This is a genomic window from Corynebacterium imitans (assembly GCF_000739455.1).
In the GTDB taxonomy this organism is placed as follows: domain Bacteria; phylum Actinomycetota; class Actinomycetes; order Mycobacteriales; family Mycobacteriaceae; genus Corynebacterium; species Corynebacterium imitans.
The window spans coordinates 2,148,969-2,165,555 of sequence record NZ_CP009211.1 but is presented as its reverse complement, the minus strand read 5'-3'; the positions used below and the strand labels follow the sequence as shown (position 1 = coordinate 2,165,555).

Genomic DNA, 16,587 nt, shown 5'->3' with positions numbered 1-16,587 from the left:
GGGTTACCTCCTGCTTTCGAAGATCTCGATCATCTGGCGCTCGAGCTTGGCCACGTTGGCGATTTCGCGTTCGATGGCTCGCTCGTTGTCGGCGTCGAGGACGTGGATGGTCCACTCGCGGTCGGCCAGGTTGATATCCGTGACGGAGCCGCCGGGCTGCAAGTTGTAGGCGCAGGTGGCCAAGTACAGGACGAACTCGCTGCTCAGGCGCATGGGCACGTTGAGGATCGCGTTGCGCGGCGGCTCGGCAGGGCGCAGCGCCAGCCAGCTGACCTTGATCGAGGCCACCGCGAGATCGCGCAGCCACGAGAAAATAAAGAGGACGAGGCGGCCCCAGTGGATGCGGTAGCCGTGGTTGGGGATGCGTGGCAGGGGCAACAGCAGCACAACCGCGAGCCCGAGCCCAAGGCCTGCGGCGAAGTTGCCCCAGCTCAGCTCGCCCATCAGCAGGATCCACATCACGGTCAGCCATGCCACGAACCAGGGGCGGAAGCGGTGCTTAATACCGGTGAAAAGCTGGCTCATTTAGTGCTCACCTCCGGACGGGCTTGCGCTTGTCGACGCCTCACTCGCACGCACCGGCGTCGGCACCGTCTCGGTGCTCACGCCCTGGGTGGGCTCACTGGTGGTGCCGTCTCGCTGATTGCGGTGCCGGTATAGCGCATCGGAGCGGCCGTACTCGTCCTGCGGGGTGGCAAAGCGCTCCGGGCGGCGCGTCGGGTTCTCCGGCTCGGTGACTTCCCCGTCCACGCCGATGCCGGGGACGGTGTCCAGCACGGCGCTGCGGTAAATCGAGTTGTCCTGGGCGGATTCGGCGGCGCGGTCGGTGATGTGTGAGATCGGGCCGGCGAGAAAGGTGATTGAGACGGACGCTGCGACGAGCAGCGCGGTGGACAAAAACATGCCGGTGGGTACGCGGCCGACGTCGGCACGCTCGGCGAACTGGGTCGTGGCACCGCGCTCCGCGAGGTTGGCGGGCCGGGCCATGGCCACGTCGCCCTCGGGGGCGTCGGCGCGGTCGCGGAGGAAGCCCTTGGACCAGACGAGGATCATGGCGTAGAGCGTCAACAGCGAAGTGACCACGGCACCGCCGATAAGGACCCACGCCAACCAAGAGCCGTCGTCCGCGCCGGCCTGGATGAGCATGACCTTGCCCAGGAAGCCGGAGAATGGCGGGATGCCACCCAGGTTGAGCGCCGGGATGAAGTAGAGCAGCGCGATGACCGGGGCGGTGTACAGCAGGGAGCCGAGTCGGCGCAGCTGCGCGGAGCCTGCCTGGCGCTCGATGAGACCGACAACCAAAAACAGCGAGGTCTGCACGAGAATGTGGTGAACGGCGTAGAAGATGGCGCCGGACAGGCCCGCCATGGAGCCGAGCGCGATGCCGAAGATCATGTAGCCGATGTGCGAGACCAGGGTAAAGGACAGCAGGCGTTTGATGTCGTTTTGGGCGAGCGCGCCCATCACGCCGACGATCATGGTCAAAAGCGCGACCCACATCAGCAGGGTGTCCAGCGAGCCGTCGGTAAAGACGGTGGAGCGCATGCGGATGATGGCGTACACACCCACCTTGGTCAACAGGCCCGCGAACACGGCGGTGACCAGGGAGGCCGCAGTGGGGTAGGAGTCCGGCAGCCAGGCATCCAGCGGGAAAACAGCCGCCTTGATGCCGAAGGCCACCAGCAGCGTGGCGAAGATGGCGGCGCGGGTGCCTTCCGGGATGTCTTCCATGCGCAGTCCGGCGTGCGCCATGTTCACGGTGCCCACCGAGGCGTAGACCAGGGCGAGCGCGAAGAGGAAGACCATGGAAGAGGCCATGGAGACCATGACGTAGCCGATACCGCTGCGCACGCGCCCAGGGGATGCACCGAGGGTGAGCAGGACGTAGGAGGCGACGAGGAAGACCTCGAAGCCGACGTAGAGGTTGAACAGGTCCCCAGCCAAAAACGACAGGTTCACGCCCAGGCAGAGCAGCATGTAGACGGGGAGGAAGACGGCGACCGGGTCGTCATCGTCGCCGTCGCGAAGCCCCTGCGAGATGCCGTACCACATGACGGCGAACAGCACGATCGCGGAGACGAACAGCATGATGGTGGACAGCCGGTCGGCAACGAGCGTGATGCCGATCGGGGCATCCCAGCCGCCCATCTGCACTGTCTGGATGCCGTGGACGTCGGCGACGATGATCATCGCGCCCGCGATCACCGCCAGCGCGAACAGGGTGACAAACGCGATCGTGCGCTGCACCTGCACGTGGCGGCCAGTGACCAGGATCAGTGCCGCCGCGATGGCGGGCAGCACCAGCGGCATGACGATGAGGTACGGCATGGAGCTCAGCGCCGCGTCGGCGAATTCGATGAGGCTAGCGTTCATCGTCCGCCTCCTTCACCGGGGTCTCAAAGGAGTGGGGGCCGAAGGAATCGCCGGTCTCGCTCGGCCGGCCGGTCTCCGGGTCGTCCGAGCGGTCGTGGTCGGGCGCGGCCGCGGGGAGCGAAGGCCGGGCTGCGATGGCGCGGTCTTCCTCGTCGCGTTCGATGATGTCGTCGGTGCGGTAGCGGTACTGCCGGTACGCGAGCGCGAGCATGAAGGCGCTCATAGCCATGGAAATCACGATGGCGGTAAGGATCATCGCCTGCGCGAGCGGGTCGGCGCTGTGGTCAAAAAGCGTGGACTCGCGCCCGACGATTGGCGGGGAACCGGCTTGCCCGCCGGACTGCAGAAGCAACAGGTTCGCGCCGTTGCCGATGAGCAGCACGCCCATGATCATGCGGGTCATCGCCCGATCAAGCATGAGGTAGACGCCGGATGCGATGAGCACGCCGGAGCCGATCAAGAGAAAGAGGTTCGCTTCCATCTACTCGCTCCTTTCTGTGTTGGGCTCATTGCTTCTCGACGCCGCGTCGACCCCCACCGCACTCGATCCTGTCGACCCGACCGCAGCGCGGTCGGAGGCGCGGGCCGCCCGGCGGCGGGCCTGCAGGCGGCGGCGCAGCTTGTTCTTCGCTTGCAGCTGGCGTGCGCGGTCGCGGGCGCGCTGCTTGCGGGTGTCCTCTTCGCGGTCGAGGTAGGCGCCCATGGAGCCGAGGATGTGCATGGTCAGGCCGAGGACGATGGTGTACACGCCCGCGTCGAAAAGCAGCGCGGAGGGCACGTCGAACTCGCCGATCAGTGGCAGCGAGGCCGTGGCGTAGTCGGACATCAGCGGCGGGTTGCCGTAGAACATCGGCACGACGACGCAGATGGCGGACAGCAGGATGCCGGTGCCCAGAAGCTTCGCGGGGTCGACGGGCAGCGCCTCCTCAATTTCGGCGCGGCCGCCCGCCAGGTAGCGCAGCGTGAACGCGAGTGCGGCGACCAGGCCGCCCGCGAAACCGCCCCCGGGCGCGTTATGGCCGGAGAAGAAGAAGTAGAAGGACAACAGCATCATCGACGGGAAGAAGATGCGTGTGACCACGTCCACCATGATGGAGCGGTTCTGTGCTCGCTCGGAGTCAACGCCCGAGGCGAGCCAGCGCGGCTTGTTCGTCGACAGCGTCGGGCGGCGCGAGGAACGGCCGAACTTGCCGGTGCCGAAGATGAGGCTGGCCACGCCGGTCGCGGCGATGACCAGCACGAGGATCTCGCCGAAGGTATCGGCGGCGCGGAGGTCCACCAGCAGCACGTTGACGGTGTTGCGGCCGTGCCCGATGTCGTAGGCCAGATCCGGCATGTAGGTGGAAATGGGAGTGGCCTGGCGCGCGGAGATCGCCGTCATCGCCACGATGACCACGGAGACGCCGGTGGCGATGGACAGCCAGGCGCGCAGCCGGTTGTCGTCCGTGCGCGGCTCCACCTCGGTAGGCATCTTGCGCAGCACGAGCATGAACACCACCATCACGATGGTCTCCACCAGCGCCTGGGTGAGCGCCAGGTCTGGTGCGCCGTGGAGGGCGAAGAGGAACGCCATGGAGTAGCCGGTTAGCCCCACCATCACCACGCTGGAGAGGCGGTTGCGCTGCATGGTGGCGAAGACGGCCATGGCGCACATGAGGCAGACCACCATGCCCTGCCACGGCGAATCCCACAGGATCATGCGGATGTCGTTGCTCTCGCCCAGGATGAGCGCGCCGAGGGGTACAACCATGAGCGTGGCGAAGATGACGGCCAGGTTGATCGACAGCGAGCCGCGCTGCGTCGAAGCGGTGAGCTTGAGCGAAGCGTTGCGCAACACGTGCAGGATGTTGTCCCAGAGCTCGTCGGCGTCGCCAAGCGCGGGTTTGGGAAAAGCGGCGCGCTTGATCAGTTTGCGCTGCCAGAACACAATTGCACCGGCAGTGACGATGACGACAGTGAGCACCAAGGGCGTGGTGATGCCGTGCCAGAGTTTTAGGTCGTGGCCCTCCACGGTGGGGAAGCGCACGTCCAGGTAGCTGTTGATGGCGTTTGACAGCCAGGAGGGCAGCAGCCCGAAGGTGACAGTGGCGAGCGTCAGCAGCGCCGGGGATAGGGACAGGCGCGGGCCGATGTGGTGCATCTGTGCCACCGCGGGCGAGACCCCCTCCTCCTTGTGCGCTTCCTTCGTGGCAAAAGCGCCCCACAAAAAGTACAGGGAGTACGCCATGGTCAGTATCGAGCCGACCACCAGCGCCACCAGGGTCAGGTGCCCCGGCATGCCGTGCAGCAACTCCTCGTGCAGGATCGCCTCGAGCGCAGCCTCCTTGGCGATGAACCCAAACAGCGGCGGGATACCCGCCATCGACGCCGCCGAGACCACTGCCAGCGCCGCGATGAAAGGCTCGCGGCGCGCCAGGCCGGACAGCTCGCCGATGTCACGGGTGCCGGTGGTGTGGTCGATCGCGCCGACGATCATGAACAGCGTGGCCTTGAACATGGAGTGCGCAAAGGTGATCGCCAGCCCAGCCATCGTCGCCTCGCGCGAGCCCACGCCGATCACGGCGGTGATGAAGCCCAGCTGGGAGACGGTGCCGTACGCCAGGATCAGCTTGAGGTCGCGCTGCTTCAGCGCCATCCAGCCGCCCAGCAGCATGGTGAACAGGCCCGTGGTAATCACCACGAGGTGCCAGGTGTTCACCGCCGCCATATCCGGGGCCAGGCGCGCCACCAGGTAGATCCCGGCCTTGACCATCGCGGCGGAGTGCAGGTACGCCGACACCGGGGTCGGGGCCGCCATCGCGCCGGGCAGCCAGAAGTGCCAGGGGGCCTGCGCGGACTTGGTCAGGGCGCCGAGCATGATCAAGACGATTGCCGCCGAGATCGCCGGGGTGTTCTCCAGGTCCGCGAACTGGGAGATTTGGCTGAGCCGCCAGATGCCGGTGTTGAAGCCGAGCAGGTTGATGCCCACCAGCATGGCCAGCCCGCCGAAGGTGGTGATCATCAGCGCCTGGATCGCCGCCCTGCGTGACGACGCCCGCTCGCCGTAATAGGAAACGAGCAGGTATGACAGGATGGAGGTCAGCTCCCAGAACACGTACATCAGCAGGAAGCTGTCCGAGATGACCAGCCCGTACATGACGGTGGCGAACATGGTCAGCTCGCCGCCGAACTTGGCCAGCCGGCGCGGGTTGGAGTCGAAATAGCCCCAGCAGTACAACAGGACGAGTGCGCCCACACCCAAGATGATCAGGCTGAACAGGCCCGCCAGTGCGTCGAGCCGGAAGTCCAGGTTCATGTTCACCGACGGCATCCACGGATACCGGGCGACAATCTCACCCTGGTTTGCGAACACGCCGCGCTGGAACAGGCTGACCACCCAGATAAACCCGCCGAGGGGCACTGTAGCGAGAAGTGCAAATGCTGGCCGCCCAAGGATGCGGATCAAAAGCGGAGCGCAGGCCGTGGCGATGATCAGCGCGGCGAGCAGTGTGAGCACAGGGCGGACCCCTCCTTGGGCAGTTCGGATCGAGTTCTCAAGCCGTGCCCAACGTTGCGGCAAAGCAGCGTAAGAAGATCGTTGAACTACTACACCTGGAGCAGTGCGCTCGGCACCGCTCGCTCGCGAAGGGGCGCGTCAAATGTATAGGCGCGGCCAATGGGCTCAACTGTACCGATTAGGTAACAGGTGCGCCACTGGCTGCTATTTGCCGTAGGTCTGAAGGAAGCGCGCCTCGGCAACCGCGATGCGCTCGATTTCCGTGGGGTCAACCGACTCGTCCACGCCGTGGATGCCGCAGGCGGGCTCTTCGACACCGAAGAGCGCGATCTCGGCCTCCGGGAACTGTTCCTGCAGCGTAATCGTCAACGGGATCGAGCCGCCGGAACCGACCACCGTCAGAGTCTCGGCACCGTAGGCCTCGCGCAGGCACTCGCCAAGCTTTGCGACGCCTGGACGCTCCGGATCAGTAGCAAAAGGCTCATTAATGCCACTGACCTCCACGTCGACCTTCGCGCCCCACGGGGTGTGCGCGTGGATGTGCTCTACCATCTTCTGCGCCACCTCTGCGGCGTTTTGGCCGGCGGGCACGCGCAGGTTGAACTGGGCCTCGGCGCGCGGGTTGACCGCGTTGACCGCCTTGGCGACCGGGGTGGAGGTAAAGCCGATCATGGTCACGGCGGGGCGGGCCCAGCACATGTCGGCGGGCTCGTCCTCGACGGTGCCGAGCAGCTGCACGCCGTCGAGCACGCCCGCGTCGGTGCGGAAGGTGTCGCGCTCGTACGCGTCGCCGGACCACTTGGTGGTGGTGTCGACGCCGTCGATGGTGGTGCGCCCGTGCTCGTCGAAAAGCGAGTCGGCGATGCGCACCAGGGCGTGCGCCGCGTCCGGGGCCGCGCCGCCGAAGCTGCCGGAGTGGATTGCGCCCTCGAGGGTCTCCACGGTGACCTTGATCTGGGCGCCGCCGCGCAGGGAGGTGGTCAGCGTCGGCTCGCCGACGGCGGCGTTGCCGGAGTCTGCGATGAGGATGACGTCGGCGCGGAAGATCTCCGGGTCGGACTCGATGAGCTTGACCAGCCCGTCCTCGCCGCCGAGCTCCTCGGAGCCCTCGACGACGACCTTGAGGCCCAGGTCCGTGCCGCCGTTTTGCTCGAGCAGGCGCAGCGCCTCGAGGTGCATAGCCAGGTTGCCCTTGCAGTCGGCAGCGCCGCGGCCGTACCAGCGCCCGTCGCGCTCGGTCAGCTCGAACGGGTCGCTCGTCCACGCGGCCGGGTCGCCCGCAGGAACCACGTCGTAGTGGGAGTAGAGCAGCACGGTGGGCGCGTCGCCCACCGGCTCCTTGACGCCGACGACCGTGTCCGCGTCGTCCACGGTGGGGTAGCGCGTGACCTTCAGGCCCGCCTTCTCTAAGGCGGCGACGGTCCAGGCGCAGGCGGCCTCGTGCTCGTCGGCCAGCTCTGGGGTGGAGTGGGGCGAGTTGAAAGAGACCAGTGCGGCCAGGTCGGAGAAGATGCGGGAGCGGTCCGGTGTGAAGTCAGTCATGTCGGTGACGCTACCAGTGGGGGCACGTGATCGTCGATAAGCAAATGCGTGCTTGCACTCGACGGGGGTGAGTGCTAAAAATGGGATCTAGCACTCGGAGACGCCAAGTGCTAAGCGGGTGAGGCTGCACACTCAGCAGCCGTGCCGTCGCGGGCGCCTGCTTGAACCGACGAATTGAGTACTCGTTCCACAATATATAAGGAGCAACAAACTCACATGGCAAAGACCATTGCATTCGACGAGGAAGCACGCCGCAGCCTCGAATCCGGCCTGAACACCCTGGCAGACGCCGTCAAGGTCACCCTTGGCCCGAAGGGGCGCAACGTCGTCCTGGAGAAGTCTTGGGGCGCACCGACTATTACGAACGATGGCGTGACCATCGCGAAGGAAATCGAGCTCGAGGACCCGTACGAGAAGATCGGCGCCGAGCTGGTCAAGGAAGTTGCGAAGAAGACGGACGACGTCGCCGGCGACGGCACCACCACCGCAACCGTGCTCGCACAGGCGCTCGTGCGCGAGGGCCTGCGCAACGTTGCCGCTGGCTCCAACCCGATGGGTATTAAGCGCGGCATCCAGGCTGCGACCGAGGCAGTGTCCAAGCACGTGCTGGACAACGCCAAGGAAGTAGAGACCCAGGAGCAGATCGCGTCCACCGCTGGCATCTCCGCCTCCGACCCGGAGATTGGTGCCAAGATCGCCGAGGCGATGTACGCAGTCGGCAACGGCTCTGTAAACAAGGACTCCGTCATCACGGTTGAGGAGTCCAACACCTTCGGCGTTGACCTCGAGGTCACCGAGGGCATGCGCTTTGACAAGGGCTTCATCTCCGCCTACTTCGCCACCGACATGGAGCGCGGCGAGGCAGTCCTGGAAGACCCGTACATCCTGCTGGTCTCCTCCAAGATCTCCAACGTCAAGGAGCTCGTGCCGGTCCTGGAGCAGGTCATGCAGTCCGGCAAGCCGCTGCTGATCATCGCCGAAGACGTTGAGGGCGAGGCGCTGTCCACCCTCGTGGTGAACAAGATCCGCGGCACCTTTAAGTCCGTGGCTGTCAAGGCACCGGGCTTCGGTGACCGACGCAAGGCAATGCTGCAGGATCTGGCCATCCTTACCGGCGGCCAGGTCATCTCCGAGGAGGTTGGGCTTTCGCTCGAGACCGCTGGCGTCGAGCTGCTCGGCCAGGCACGCAAGGCCGTTATTACCAAGGACGAGACCACCATCGTCCAGGGCGCTGGCGACCAGGCCCAGATCGAGGGCCGCGTCAAGCAGATCCGCGCCGAGATCGAGCACTCCGACTCCGACTACGACCGCGAGAAGCTGCAGGAGCGCCTGGCTAAGCTGGCCGGCGGCGTGGCAGTGATCAAGGTCGGTGCCGCCACCGAGGTGGAGCTCAAGGAGCAGAAGATGCGCATCGAGGACGCCGTGCGCAACGCGAAGGCTGCTGTGGAGGAGGGCATCGTCGCCGGCGGTGGCGTGGCACTCCTGCAGGCCGCCAAGGAGCTTGAGGGCGACCTCGGCCTGGACGGCGACGAGGCCACCGGCGTGAAGATCGTCCGCGAGGCGCTCTCCGCACCGCTGAAGCAGATCGCGCTGAACGCCGGCCTGGAGCCGGGCGTGGTTGCCGACAAGGTTGCTAACCTCCCGGCAGGCCAGGGCCTGAACGCGGCGACCGGCGAGTACGTCGACATGGTCGCTGAGGGCATCAACGACCCGGCTAAGGTCACCCGCTCCGCGCTGCAGAACGCTGCGTCCATCGCTGGTCTGTTCCTGACCACCGAGGCTGTCGTGGCTGACAAGCCGGAGCCGGCTGGTGCCGCAGGCGCTGGCATGGATCCGGAGGCCATGGGCATGATGTAAGCCTGTCCGGCTTCGAGCCCCCCGCGGATGTCTCCGCGGGGGGCTTTTTCACCCCCGGAAGTGGGGGCCTGTTTTCTTAAAGGTAGTTAGTGCTTATCGACGCCCTACCCCCTCCCGTTACACCCCTCGCCCGAAGTTTAAGACGCGTTAACTTAGGCGGACCATAACACTTGTATAACAATGCAGGTCGTGCAGGAGGCTGGGAGGAAGGTTGCCAAAGTGTGAACGAGGCTCCCAGGTAAGGAATTCTCAGGCGGGAAAAATCCTTCCGCGAACCCCTTGCGGATGCTGGGAGCTGTGGCAAAATACTTCGTGTGATGCCCCACAGAGGGTGTCAGGACACTGTCAATCTCGAGCCAGACATTCTGGCACCTACACGTAAGGGGAAAACAATGGGTGACCTCTCTACCATCGTCGATATGCTGAAGGACTTCAGCAAGTTCGGCAAGAACATCGTTGAGCTGTTCCGTGGCATCCCGGACCTGTTCATCAGCCTCGGCTCCCTGGGCGACAAGGCCACGGAGCTCCCGAACGACACCTCCAAGTAGTCGTTTCCTTGCGCACTGTTGGGTGATGGTGCGCAACTCAAGCACATCAATACTTGGCCCGGACGGGTCACTCACACAAGGAGATTATCGTGGAAGCACTTGCAAACTGGGCGTTCCTGTCCTCTGACGCACACGTCGCTGGCGCACTGCTCGGCATTCTGAAGCAGCTCGCTGGCCTGGCTGGCAACCTCGGCGACCTGCTCAGCCTCGTCGCATAAGCTACGCCGCTTGCGCCAACCCCGCCATTGTGCGGGGTTGTTTCGCGTTTCGGGGGTCTTTACTAGCCCCGCTTGCGCAGTTACTGAACGAAAACCGGGGGTGGGCGGTAAACTCGACAGTATGGCTGACCACAAAGATGATGAACTCCCGATGATCGACCTCGCGGAGGTTGAGGGCTGGGTCGTAGATGACACTGATGAAGACGATCCGGTGCTGCTGATGCCGGACGGCACTCCGATCCAGACGTGGCGTGAGAACTACCCCTACGACGCGCGCCTGACCCGTGACGAGTACGAGAAGGAAAAGCGTGCGCTGCAGATCGAGCTGCTGAAGTGGCAGAACTGGACCAAGGATACGGGCCAGCGTCACATCATCATCTTCGAAGGCCGCGACGCCGCAGGTAAGGGCGGCACCATCAAGCGCTTCAACGAGCACCTTAACCCGCGTGGTGCCCGCACCGTCGCGCTGGAGAAGCCCAGCCCGCGCGAGTCCACCTCCTGGTACTTCCAGCGCTACATCGAGCACTTCCCGGCCGCTGGCGAGATCGTGTTCTTCGACCGCTCCTGGTACAACCGCTCTGGCGTCGAGCGCGTCATGGGCTTCTGCACCGAGTCGCAGCACGCCGAGTTCCTGCGCGAGGTGCCGATGCTGGAGAACATGATTCTGGGCTCCGGGATTTCGCTGACCAAGTTCTGGTTCTCCGTGACCCAGAAGGAGCAGCGCACCCGCTTCGCCATCCGCCAGGTGGACCCGGTGCGTCAGTGGAAGCTGTCGCCGATGGACTTGGCCTCGCTGGACAAGTGGGAGGACTACACTCGCGCCAAGGAGGAACAGTTCCGCTACACGGACACTGACGAGTCGCCGTGGATCACCATCAAGTCCAACGACAAGAAGCGTGCCCGCCTCAACGCCATGCGTTACATCCTGAGCAAGTTTGAGTACACGAACAAGGATCACGATGTGGTTGGCGAGCCGGACCCGCTGATCGTCAAGCGCGGCCGCGACCAGATCGGCGACTAGCCTTCAAACGCTGCAAAGCCCGGTTCCCTCGCGTGGGGAGCCGGGTTTTCGCGTTGGGGCGGGCTAGATGTCGAACCCGCCTTGTCGAACACGTCCAAAAATCGCAGGGTTCTCGACAACCCGGGTTCGACAATTGGGTCGAGCGAGGCTAAACAGCGCAGATCGGAACACGATTGTCGCTGAAATTTCCGGAACTATCGAACTCCAACTTGCGCTGTTTGGACACCCGGACGCCACAGGCGCCCCGGAAACCCCTACTCCTCGTCGGCGAGGATGGCCTTGGAGAGCTTCTTCAGGCTCTTGAGCTGCTTGTCGCTCGAAGCGTCGAGCGCGCGGTCCTCAGCGTCAGCGACTTCATCGGCGAGCATCCCCAGGGCCTTGGTGCCCTTCTTGGTGGCGGTGACGATTTGGCGACGCCGGTCCTTCGGGTCGCGGTCACGCTTGACCCACCCGAGGTCTTCCAACGAATCGACGAGGCGGACCATATCGGAGGCGTCAACGGCCAAAAGGCTAGACAGCTGCGACTGGGAGAGCGCGTTTTCGGCGACGCAGGTCAGCACCCAGAAGCCGCGCATGGACACCTCGTGCTTGCACAAGGTGCGCTCGACCTCGTCCTTGGTGTGGCGGCGGACCCGTTCGATCTGGAAGGACGGGGACTTGATCAGCGCGCTGGGGAGCTCGTCGTGGGTTGCCATACCCCTCATCCTAGGGTTAGTGGGCCGCCCCAAACAATTACAGGTGGCCGCAACGAATGCGCGTACCCCCGATCGTCTACTTTTCGGTGGGCAGACCTGCGGCGACCCAGGCGTCGGTGCCGCCTTCGACGTTGATTACGTTGTCCCACCCGAGCGCCTGCTCGAGGTACTCGGCGACGCGCAGGGAGCGCCCGCCGGCCTTGCAGATGACGTAGATGTCCCGGTCGGGGTCGATGTCGCCGGTGTTGCCGACGATTGAGGACATCGGCATGCTCACGGCGCCGGTGGCGTGGATGTCGGCGTACTCTTCGGGCTCGCGGACGTCGATAAGCTGGGCACCCTGTGGAACTTCGGTGACGTTGACTGACTGCATGGGCACGATCCTATACGCTTTCCTGCATGAACCTTGACCGACGCCCGCCGCAGTGGGTGTTTTGGGTGCGGCGCGCCGCGGTGCTGGGCGTGCTGGTGGTGCTGCTGATGGGTGTTGTGGCCCTTGTGTCGCGGTGCGGGGGAGGGGAGCCTGAGCTGCCGGCGCATGTGGGACAGTCGCGACCGGTGGAGCTGCGCATCCCCGCGATTGGCTTGGAAGCCGAGTTTGAGCCGGAGGACTGCCGGGTCAAAGATGGGGCGCTTAATCCCCGATCGATGACGAAAGCGTGCGCGTACACGTCGCCGGACAAGCCTTACGAGCTGCCCGGTCCGGACACGGGTGACCTGACGGTGGTCGCCGGGCATACGGGTGCGGGCGTGCCGGGGGTGTTCGACGCGCTCTACGACAGTGGGGCGGACGCGTCGCGGGTGTCGGTTGGCGACACGTTGTACCTGCGCACCGAAGATTCCGCCGACGCGTGGCTGAAGTACGAGGCAACAGATGTGCACGCGCCGCAGAAGGCGGGGCTCGCGGACGACGCCTCGATTTGGGGCACGGGCCCGATGCCGGGGCGGCTGCTGACCATCTCGTGTATTCAGCCGTCGAATTTGCTTGCCGACGCCGTGCGCAACGCCGTCGTCGGCTGGCAGTTTGTCGCCATCGTGCCGGAGGCCGAGCTGCTTGACGACGCCACCGTTACCAATGTGTGACGTGTTGCCCCTGTGAAAAGTGTGACCGCGCGTGTAAAGTCTAAAGGTGAACTTGAGAGTGAGTCTTTCTCGCACGACAGGAGACCCCTATGCACCGCACCCCACTTACCCTCGCCGCCGCCGGTTTTGCCGGCGCGCTCGCCCTTTCCGCCGCGCCGCTCGCCGGGGCGCAGGACCTGCCCGCCGAGGTGCAAGACGCCTTCGGCGCGACCTACTTCCTTAACGAGGCGGGCGACTACTACGTCGCCGATGCCGCCCAGGTGGCCGTGCCTTACGCCCAGCTCAGCGCCGCCGATCAGGAGCGCGCGGTCGACGTAACCCGCGCCGCCATCGCCGGACTTATCGACGCTCCGGCGGACACTTCCGCTTCGGCTTCGGCTGAGGCGCCTGCGGAGGCTCCGAAGGGCGACGCCGTCGCCACGCCCGTCAAGCCCGAGGGTGACGGCACACCGAATGAGAAGGTGCTCGACGCCGACGCTGTCGACCCGAATAATCCGGCTCCGGTCCAGGGCGGGCTCGTCGCTCTGCCGTCTGTGCTGAGCGTGAATGGCGAGACCTTCTACCTCAATGCCGACGGTGCAACCTACGTCACCGATGTTGCCCGCGTCGCCGATACTCCGACGCCGGAGGAAGTTGAGGCGTCTGCGAAGCTGGTTGCTGAGCACTCCGGCGAGGTCCGCGAGCAGGGGCTGGAAGAGGCACGTGCTGGTGGTAAGGATGCGGAGGCTGTGCCGGACGCAGGTGCTGCCGACGCTCCGGCTGTTGAGGTGCAGCACCAGGCTGCTCCGGCACCTGCTGGTGCCGCTGCTGAGGGCGTGCAAGCTCGCGGTATGGCCGCCGAGACTGGCTCGAACACGTTCCTCCGCGCGCTCGTCGCCCTGGTGATCGCCTCCGGGCTGGGTGCTGCCGTCTTCCTGGTGGGGCGTCGCTACCTGATCTAGCGGTGTCGCTGCGTGTGGCAGCGATGAACGGGGTGTCTTGTGGGCGCTCTCGCATGGTTGTGGGGGCGCCTTTTTGGTGCGTTGGCACATGATGGAGCGAATGGCTAACCCCTACGCGAACCTGTAATGTTTCTAAGAGTCTAGTTAGTCATTTCTTACGAAAAGGTCGTTTCCCGCTCCGTGTTGTCTCGCAATTTTCTCGCCGCGGCTTGCGCCGCCGCTCTTGGTGCTACCTCGCTGATCGTCAGCGCCCCTTCCGTGTACGCCTATGAAGAGGTCACGAACGCAAGGGATGCACAGTGCAGGGCGGCCATCAAAGAGGTGAACAAAGGTAAAGAGATTTCCAACGTCAATCGTTACTTCTTTGGACCTGGCCACAGCAACATTCGTGGGAACACGCTCAAGATCTACAACACCACTCGTTATGGCTCGTACGTCAAGCAGGCGATGGACGCCTGGATCGACGCTACCGGCGGCCTCTTGCGGGTGGAATACGTTGACCGGCCTGACCCAGAGGCGGTGACCATTGAGCTCGGGCCGATTGGCGGCAACGTCATTGGACGCCAGCTGGGAACGCCTGGGAACAACCCGCGGGTTATCTTGAACCAACGCATGTATGCAAATCCCGTGGAAATTCAAGAAGCAAGCTTGGTCATGACGCTTGCACACGAGATCGGTCACGCGATGGGCCTCGCGCACTCTTGCGATCAAACGTTGATGAAGGGCGGTGGCAGCGGCGGCAAGTTCGCCACCCTGCCGACGAAGTTCGACGCGCAGGTGCTCATCCAGACGCACCCGGATCTGCGCCGTCTGAATGGCCAGCCGATGCCGACTCCGGCCCCGGAGCCTGAGCCGGAACCGAAGCCCGAGCCGTCTGTTGAGCCGACTCCGGAGCCCGAGCCGTCTGTGGAACCGATGCCGGAACCAGAGCCCACCCTGGAGCTCCCGACGAGCGCGAGCACGCCAACATCATCGAAGCAAACCACGACTCAGCCTTCGCCGACGAGCGAGCGTCCGAGCGACCTGACCGTCACGGTCACGGTTTCGGCCCGGCCAACAAGCAGCGACCCGGTCCCGTCTGCGAAGCCCACCACGTCCACACCACCAACAAGCACAACGCTTGCTCCAATCACGGTGCCGAAGCCGCGCACGCTCGAAGAGGCACAGCGTGCGGTTAAGGAGTACGCGGACAAATATCAAAGCGCTCTTGCCTCGGGAGATGAGGCACTTGCCAACGTCTACCTCGCCGCCCTCCGCGAAGCTAACACCAACCGCGCGGAATTGCGGGAGCAGTTGGCTTCGCAGACAACAACGTCTTCTACTACTTCTACGACGAAAACGACCACGACGCCTTCGCCAACGTTGACGACGCACCGCGTCACCCCAACGGCAAAGCCCACGCCCACTACGCAGGCAACCACGGCGAAGTCGTCTACGCAAAGGCCCGCCACACCGACGAGCGTGACTACGCCCGAATCCTCCACATTGACCACCACCTCGTCCACTACGCCCACCCCGGTCGATGCGGAAGAGCCGACTCCGTCCGAGTCTCGTTGGCCGTGGACGACCCGACCCGCAAAGCCTGCCGACAGCACCACGTCAACACCGGCAACTACGTCAACCACGTCTTCTGCGGCAGCCTCCAGCACTGTCACCGAAACCCCAGCGGCAACTGAACCGGAGACCGAGATTCCAACCGCTGGCGTCCCAACTGAAACGATGACGCAGGTAACCACCACCCTGGAGGTACCCGCCGACACCCCCACAGAAGACGCATCGGAAGAGGAATCCGACCCCACCGGCAGTGCAACCGGCTCGGCCGAAAGCTCCAGCAAGGGCACTATTGCTGCGATCGTGATCCCACTAGTGCTCGGAATTATCGGCATCCTCGGCGCGGGCTGGGCCTGGGCCGGCGGCCTCATCCCGGGTGTTCCGGCGCCGAATTTCTAAACGCGCCAAAACCAGGATGGTAACCAGTAGATGATGATTAGCCGAGTAACGTCACGTAAACCCGAGGCAGTGACTCGGCTGATTACCATCCTGGCGTTCCCATCCTGAGGGCCCCAACGTCCCCCAGAAAAACCAGCCAGTACAACGTAGCGGCAGAAGTGTAGCCCCCAAACCGTAGTCTTTCGAGTAGAGCCGCCCCTTCCCGCAACCCATCCAAGCGTTTTACTCGAAAGGCTACGTTTTAGACGCTACGCACTAGCCGACCAAGCACCGAACAAACCCCCAACACCCCCCTAAAAACACCAAAAAGCCCGAGCCCACCAACAACGGCAGACCCGGGCCAACAGACCAAAAACGCCTTACTTCTTGTACGCCTCGATCGCGTCCTGGAGGATCTTCTCGGCCTCAGCCTTGTTGCCCCAGCCGGAACCGGAAACTTCCTTGTTCGGCTCGAGGTCCTTGTAGTGGACGAAGAAGTGCTCGATTTCGTCCTTGAGGAACTGGGAGACGTCGTCGATGTCCTGGTAGTGCTCGTAGCGGACGTCGTCGATGACGCAGAGCAGCTTGTCGTCGCCGCCGGCCTCGTCGGTCATCTTGAAGACGCCGAGCGGTCGCGCCTTCACGGTCACACCGGGGAAGACCGGCTCGGGGAGGATGACCAGTGCATCGAGCGGGTCGCCGTCGTCGGCAAGCGTGTGCTCGATGTAGCCGTAGTCGGCGGGGTAGGCCATCGGGGTGAACAGGTAGCGGTCGAGGTAGACGCGTCCGGTTTCGTGGTCGAGCTCGTACTTGTTGCGCGATCCCTTGGGGATTTCGATGATGACCTCGGTAGCCATGTGTTGCTCCTTCTAATCGTTGTGGTT

At 64.4% G+C, this 16,587-nt stretch carries 15 protein-coding genes; 7 read left to right on the top strand and 8 right to left on the bottom strand.

Annotated features, from left to right (window positions below; genetic code table 11):
• Window positions 1–3 precede the first annotated feature (3 nt).
• From CIMIT_RS10170 to CIMIT_RS10150, 5 genes are all read right to left on the bottom strand, one after another.
• Window positions 4–525 carry a Na+/H+ antiporter subunit E gene (locus CIMIT_RS10170; protein ID WP_038592509.1) on the bottom strand — a complete coding sequence of 174 codons (522 nt, stop codon included), beginning with the start codon at window positions 523–525 and terminating at the stop codon, window positions 4–6.
• Window positions 526–2,373 (bottom strand): Na+/H+ antiporter subunit D, encoded by a 1,848-nt coding sequence (locus CIMIT_RS10165; RefSeq protein ID WP_038592506.1) that lies wholly within the window; start codon window positions 2,371–2,373, stop codon window positions 526–528.
• The gene (locus CIMIT_RS10160) at window positions 2,363–2,854 is read right to left on the bottom strand and encodes a Na(+)/H(+) antiporter subunit C (protein WP_038592503.1); all 492 of its coding nucleotides are present in this window, start codon (window positions 2,852–2,854) and stop codon (window positions 2,363–2,365) included. Before CIMIT_RS10160 ends, CIMIT_RS10165 begins: the two co-directional genes overlap by 11 nt.
• Window positions 2,855–5,869 (bottom strand): Na+/H+ antiporter subunit A, encoded by a 3,015-nt coding sequence (locus CIMIT_RS10155; RefSeq protein ID WP_051904949.1) that lies wholly within the window; start codon window positions 5,867–5,869, stop codon window positions 2,855–2,857.
• Window positions 5,870–6,073: 204 nt separating this feature from the next.
• A complete protein-coding gene (locus CIMIT_RS10150; RefSeq protein WP_038592500.1) occupies window positions 6,074–7,411 on the bottom strand; it encodes a dipeptidase in 1,338 nt (445 codons plus the stop codon).
• A 216-nt stretch (window positions 7,412–7,627) separates the two neighbouring features.
• Between CIMIT_RS10150 and groL the strand changes: the two genes are divergently transcribed.
• The 4 genes from groL (at window position 7,628) to ppk2 (ending at window position 11,055) form a co-directional block, all read left to right on the top strand.
• The gene (gene groL / locus CIMIT_RS10145; RefSeq protein ID WP_038592497.1) at window positions 7,628–9,268 is read left to right on the top strand and encodes a chaperonin GroEL; all 1,641 of its coding nucleotides are present in this window, start codon (window positions 7,628–7,630) and stop codon (window positions 9,266–9,268) included.
• 392 nt (window positions 9,269–9,660) lie between these two features.
• Window positions 9,661–9,816, top strand: a complete 156-nt coding sequence (locus tag CIMIT_RS12760) for a hypothetical protein (protein ID WP_157727819.1) — start codon at window positions 9,661–9,663, stop codon at window positions 9,814–9,816.
• An 89-nt stretch (window positions 9,817–9,905) separates the two neighbouring features.
• The gene (locus tag CIMIT_RS13050; RefSeq protein WP_268870437.1) at window positions 9,906–10,034 is read left to right on the top strand and encodes a hypothetical protein; all 129 of its coding nucleotides are present in this window, start codon (window positions 9,906–9,908) and stop codon (window positions 10,032–10,034) included.
• A 121-nt stretch (window positions 10,035–10,155) separates the two neighbouring features.
• Entirely contained in the window at window positions 10,156–11,055 is a 900-nt protein-coding gene (gene ppk2 / locus CIMIT_RS10140) for a polyphosphate kinase 2 (RefSeq protein ID WP_038592494.1), read from the top strand.
• Window positions 11,056–11,309: 254 nt separating this feature from the next.
• On the opposite strand, the gene CIMIT_RS10135 is transcribed toward ppk2, so the two are convergent.
• Complete coding sequence (locus CIMIT_RS10135) at window positions 11,310–11,750, bottom strand: MarR family transcriptional regulator (protein WP_038592491.1); 441 nt, start codon at window positions 11,748–11,750, stop codon at window positions 11,310–11,312.
• Between the two features lie 76 nt (window positions 11,751–11,826).
• Complete coding sequence (locus tag CIMIT_RS10130) at window positions 11,827–12,123, bottom strand: rhodanese-like domain-containing protein (protein WP_038592488.1); 297 nt, start codon at window positions 12,121–12,123, stop codon at window positions 11,827–11,829.
• Window positions 12,124–12,149: 26 nt separating this feature from the next.
• Between CIMIT_RS10130 and CIMIT_RS10125 the strand changes: the two genes are divergently transcribed.
• The 3 genes from CIMIT_RS10125 to CIMIT_RS12755 all read left to right on the top strand — a co-directional run bounded on the left by CIMIT_RS10125 (window position 12,150) and on the right by CIMIT_RS12755 (window position 15,724).
• Window positions 12,150–12,833 (top strand): sortase family protein, encoded by a 684-nt coding sequence (locus CIMIT_RS10125; protein WP_051904948.1) that lies wholly within the window; start codon window positions 12,150–12,152, stop codon window positions 12,831–12,833.
• 89 nt (window positions 12,834–12,922) lie between these two features.
• On the top strand, window positions 12,923–13,774 hold the full coding sequence (locus CIMIT_RS10120) for a hypothetical protein (RefSeq protein ID WP_038592485.1): 852 nt from the start codon (window positions 12,923–12,925) through the stop codon (window positions 13,772–13,774).
• A gap of 321 nt (window positions 13,775–14,095) precedes the next feature.
• Entirely contained in the window at window positions 14,096–15,724 is a 1,629-nt protein-coding gene (locus CIMIT_RS12755) for a hypothetical protein (RefSeq protein ID WP_157727818.1), read from the top strand.
• 359 nt (window positions 15,725–16,083) lie between these two features.
• Here the strand turns inward: CIMIT_RS12755 and CIMIT_RS10110 are convergent, their stop codons facing one another.
• A complete protein-coding gene (locus tag CIMIT_RS10110; RefSeq protein ID WP_038592479.1) occupies window positions 16,084–16,560 on the bottom strand; it encodes an inorganic diphosphatase in 477 nt (158 codons plus the stop codon).
• Window positions 16,561–16,587: the final 27 nt, after the last annotated feature.

Excerpts from the sequence above, each read along its gene's own strand:
- CIMIT_RS12760 (WP_157727819.1), top strand. The coding sequence starts at position 9,661 with ATGGGTGACCTCTCTACCATCGTCGATATGCTGAAGGACTTCAGCAAG.
- ppk2 (WP_038592494.1), top strand. The coding sequence starts at position 10,156 with ATGGCTGACCACAAAGATGATGAACTCCCGATGATCGACCTCGCGGAG.
- CIMIT_RS10125 (WP_051904948.1), top strand. The coding sequence starts at position 12,150 with ATGAACCTTGACCGACGCCCGCCGCAGTGGGTGTTTTGGGTGCGGCGC.
- CIMIT_RS10135 (WP_038592491.1), bottom strand. The coding sequence starts at position 11,750 with ATGGCAACCCACGACGAGCTCCCCAGCGCGCTGATCAAGTCCCCGTCC.
- groL (WP_038592497.1), top strand. The coding sequence starts at position 7,628 with ATGGCAAAGACCATTGCATTCGACGAGGAAGCACGCCGCAGCCTCGAA.
- CIMIT_RS10170 (WP_038592509.1), bottom strand. The coding sequence starts at position 525 with ATGAGCCAGCTTTTCACCGGTATTAAGCACCGCTTCCGCCCCTGGTTC.
- CIMIT_RS10165 (WP_038592506.1), bottom strand. The coding sequence starts at position 2,373 with ATGAACGCTAGCCTCATCGAATTCGCCGACGCGGCGCTGAGCTCCATG.
- CIMIT_RS10110 (WP_038592479.1), bottom strand. The coding sequence starts at position 16,560 with ATGGCTACCGAGGTCATCATCGAAATCCCCAAGGGATCGCGCAACAAG.
- CIMIT_RS10120 (WP_038592485.1), top strand. The coding sequence starts at position 12,923 with ATGCACCGCACCCCACTTACCCTCGCCGCCGCCGGTTTTGCCGGCGCG.
- CIMIT_RS10150 (WP_038592500.1), bottom strand. The coding sequence starts at position 7,411 with ATGACTGACTTCACACCGGACCGCTCCCGCATCTTCTCCGACCTGGCC.
- CIMIT_RS10130 (WP_038592488.1), bottom strand. The coding sequence starts at position 12,123 with ATGCAGTCAGTCAACGTCACCGAAGTTCCACAGGGTGCCCAGCTTATC.
- CIMIT_RS10160 (WP_038592503.1), bottom strand. The coding sequence starts at position 2,854 with ATGGAAGCGAACCTCTTTCTCTTGATCGGCTCCGGCGTGCTCATCGCA.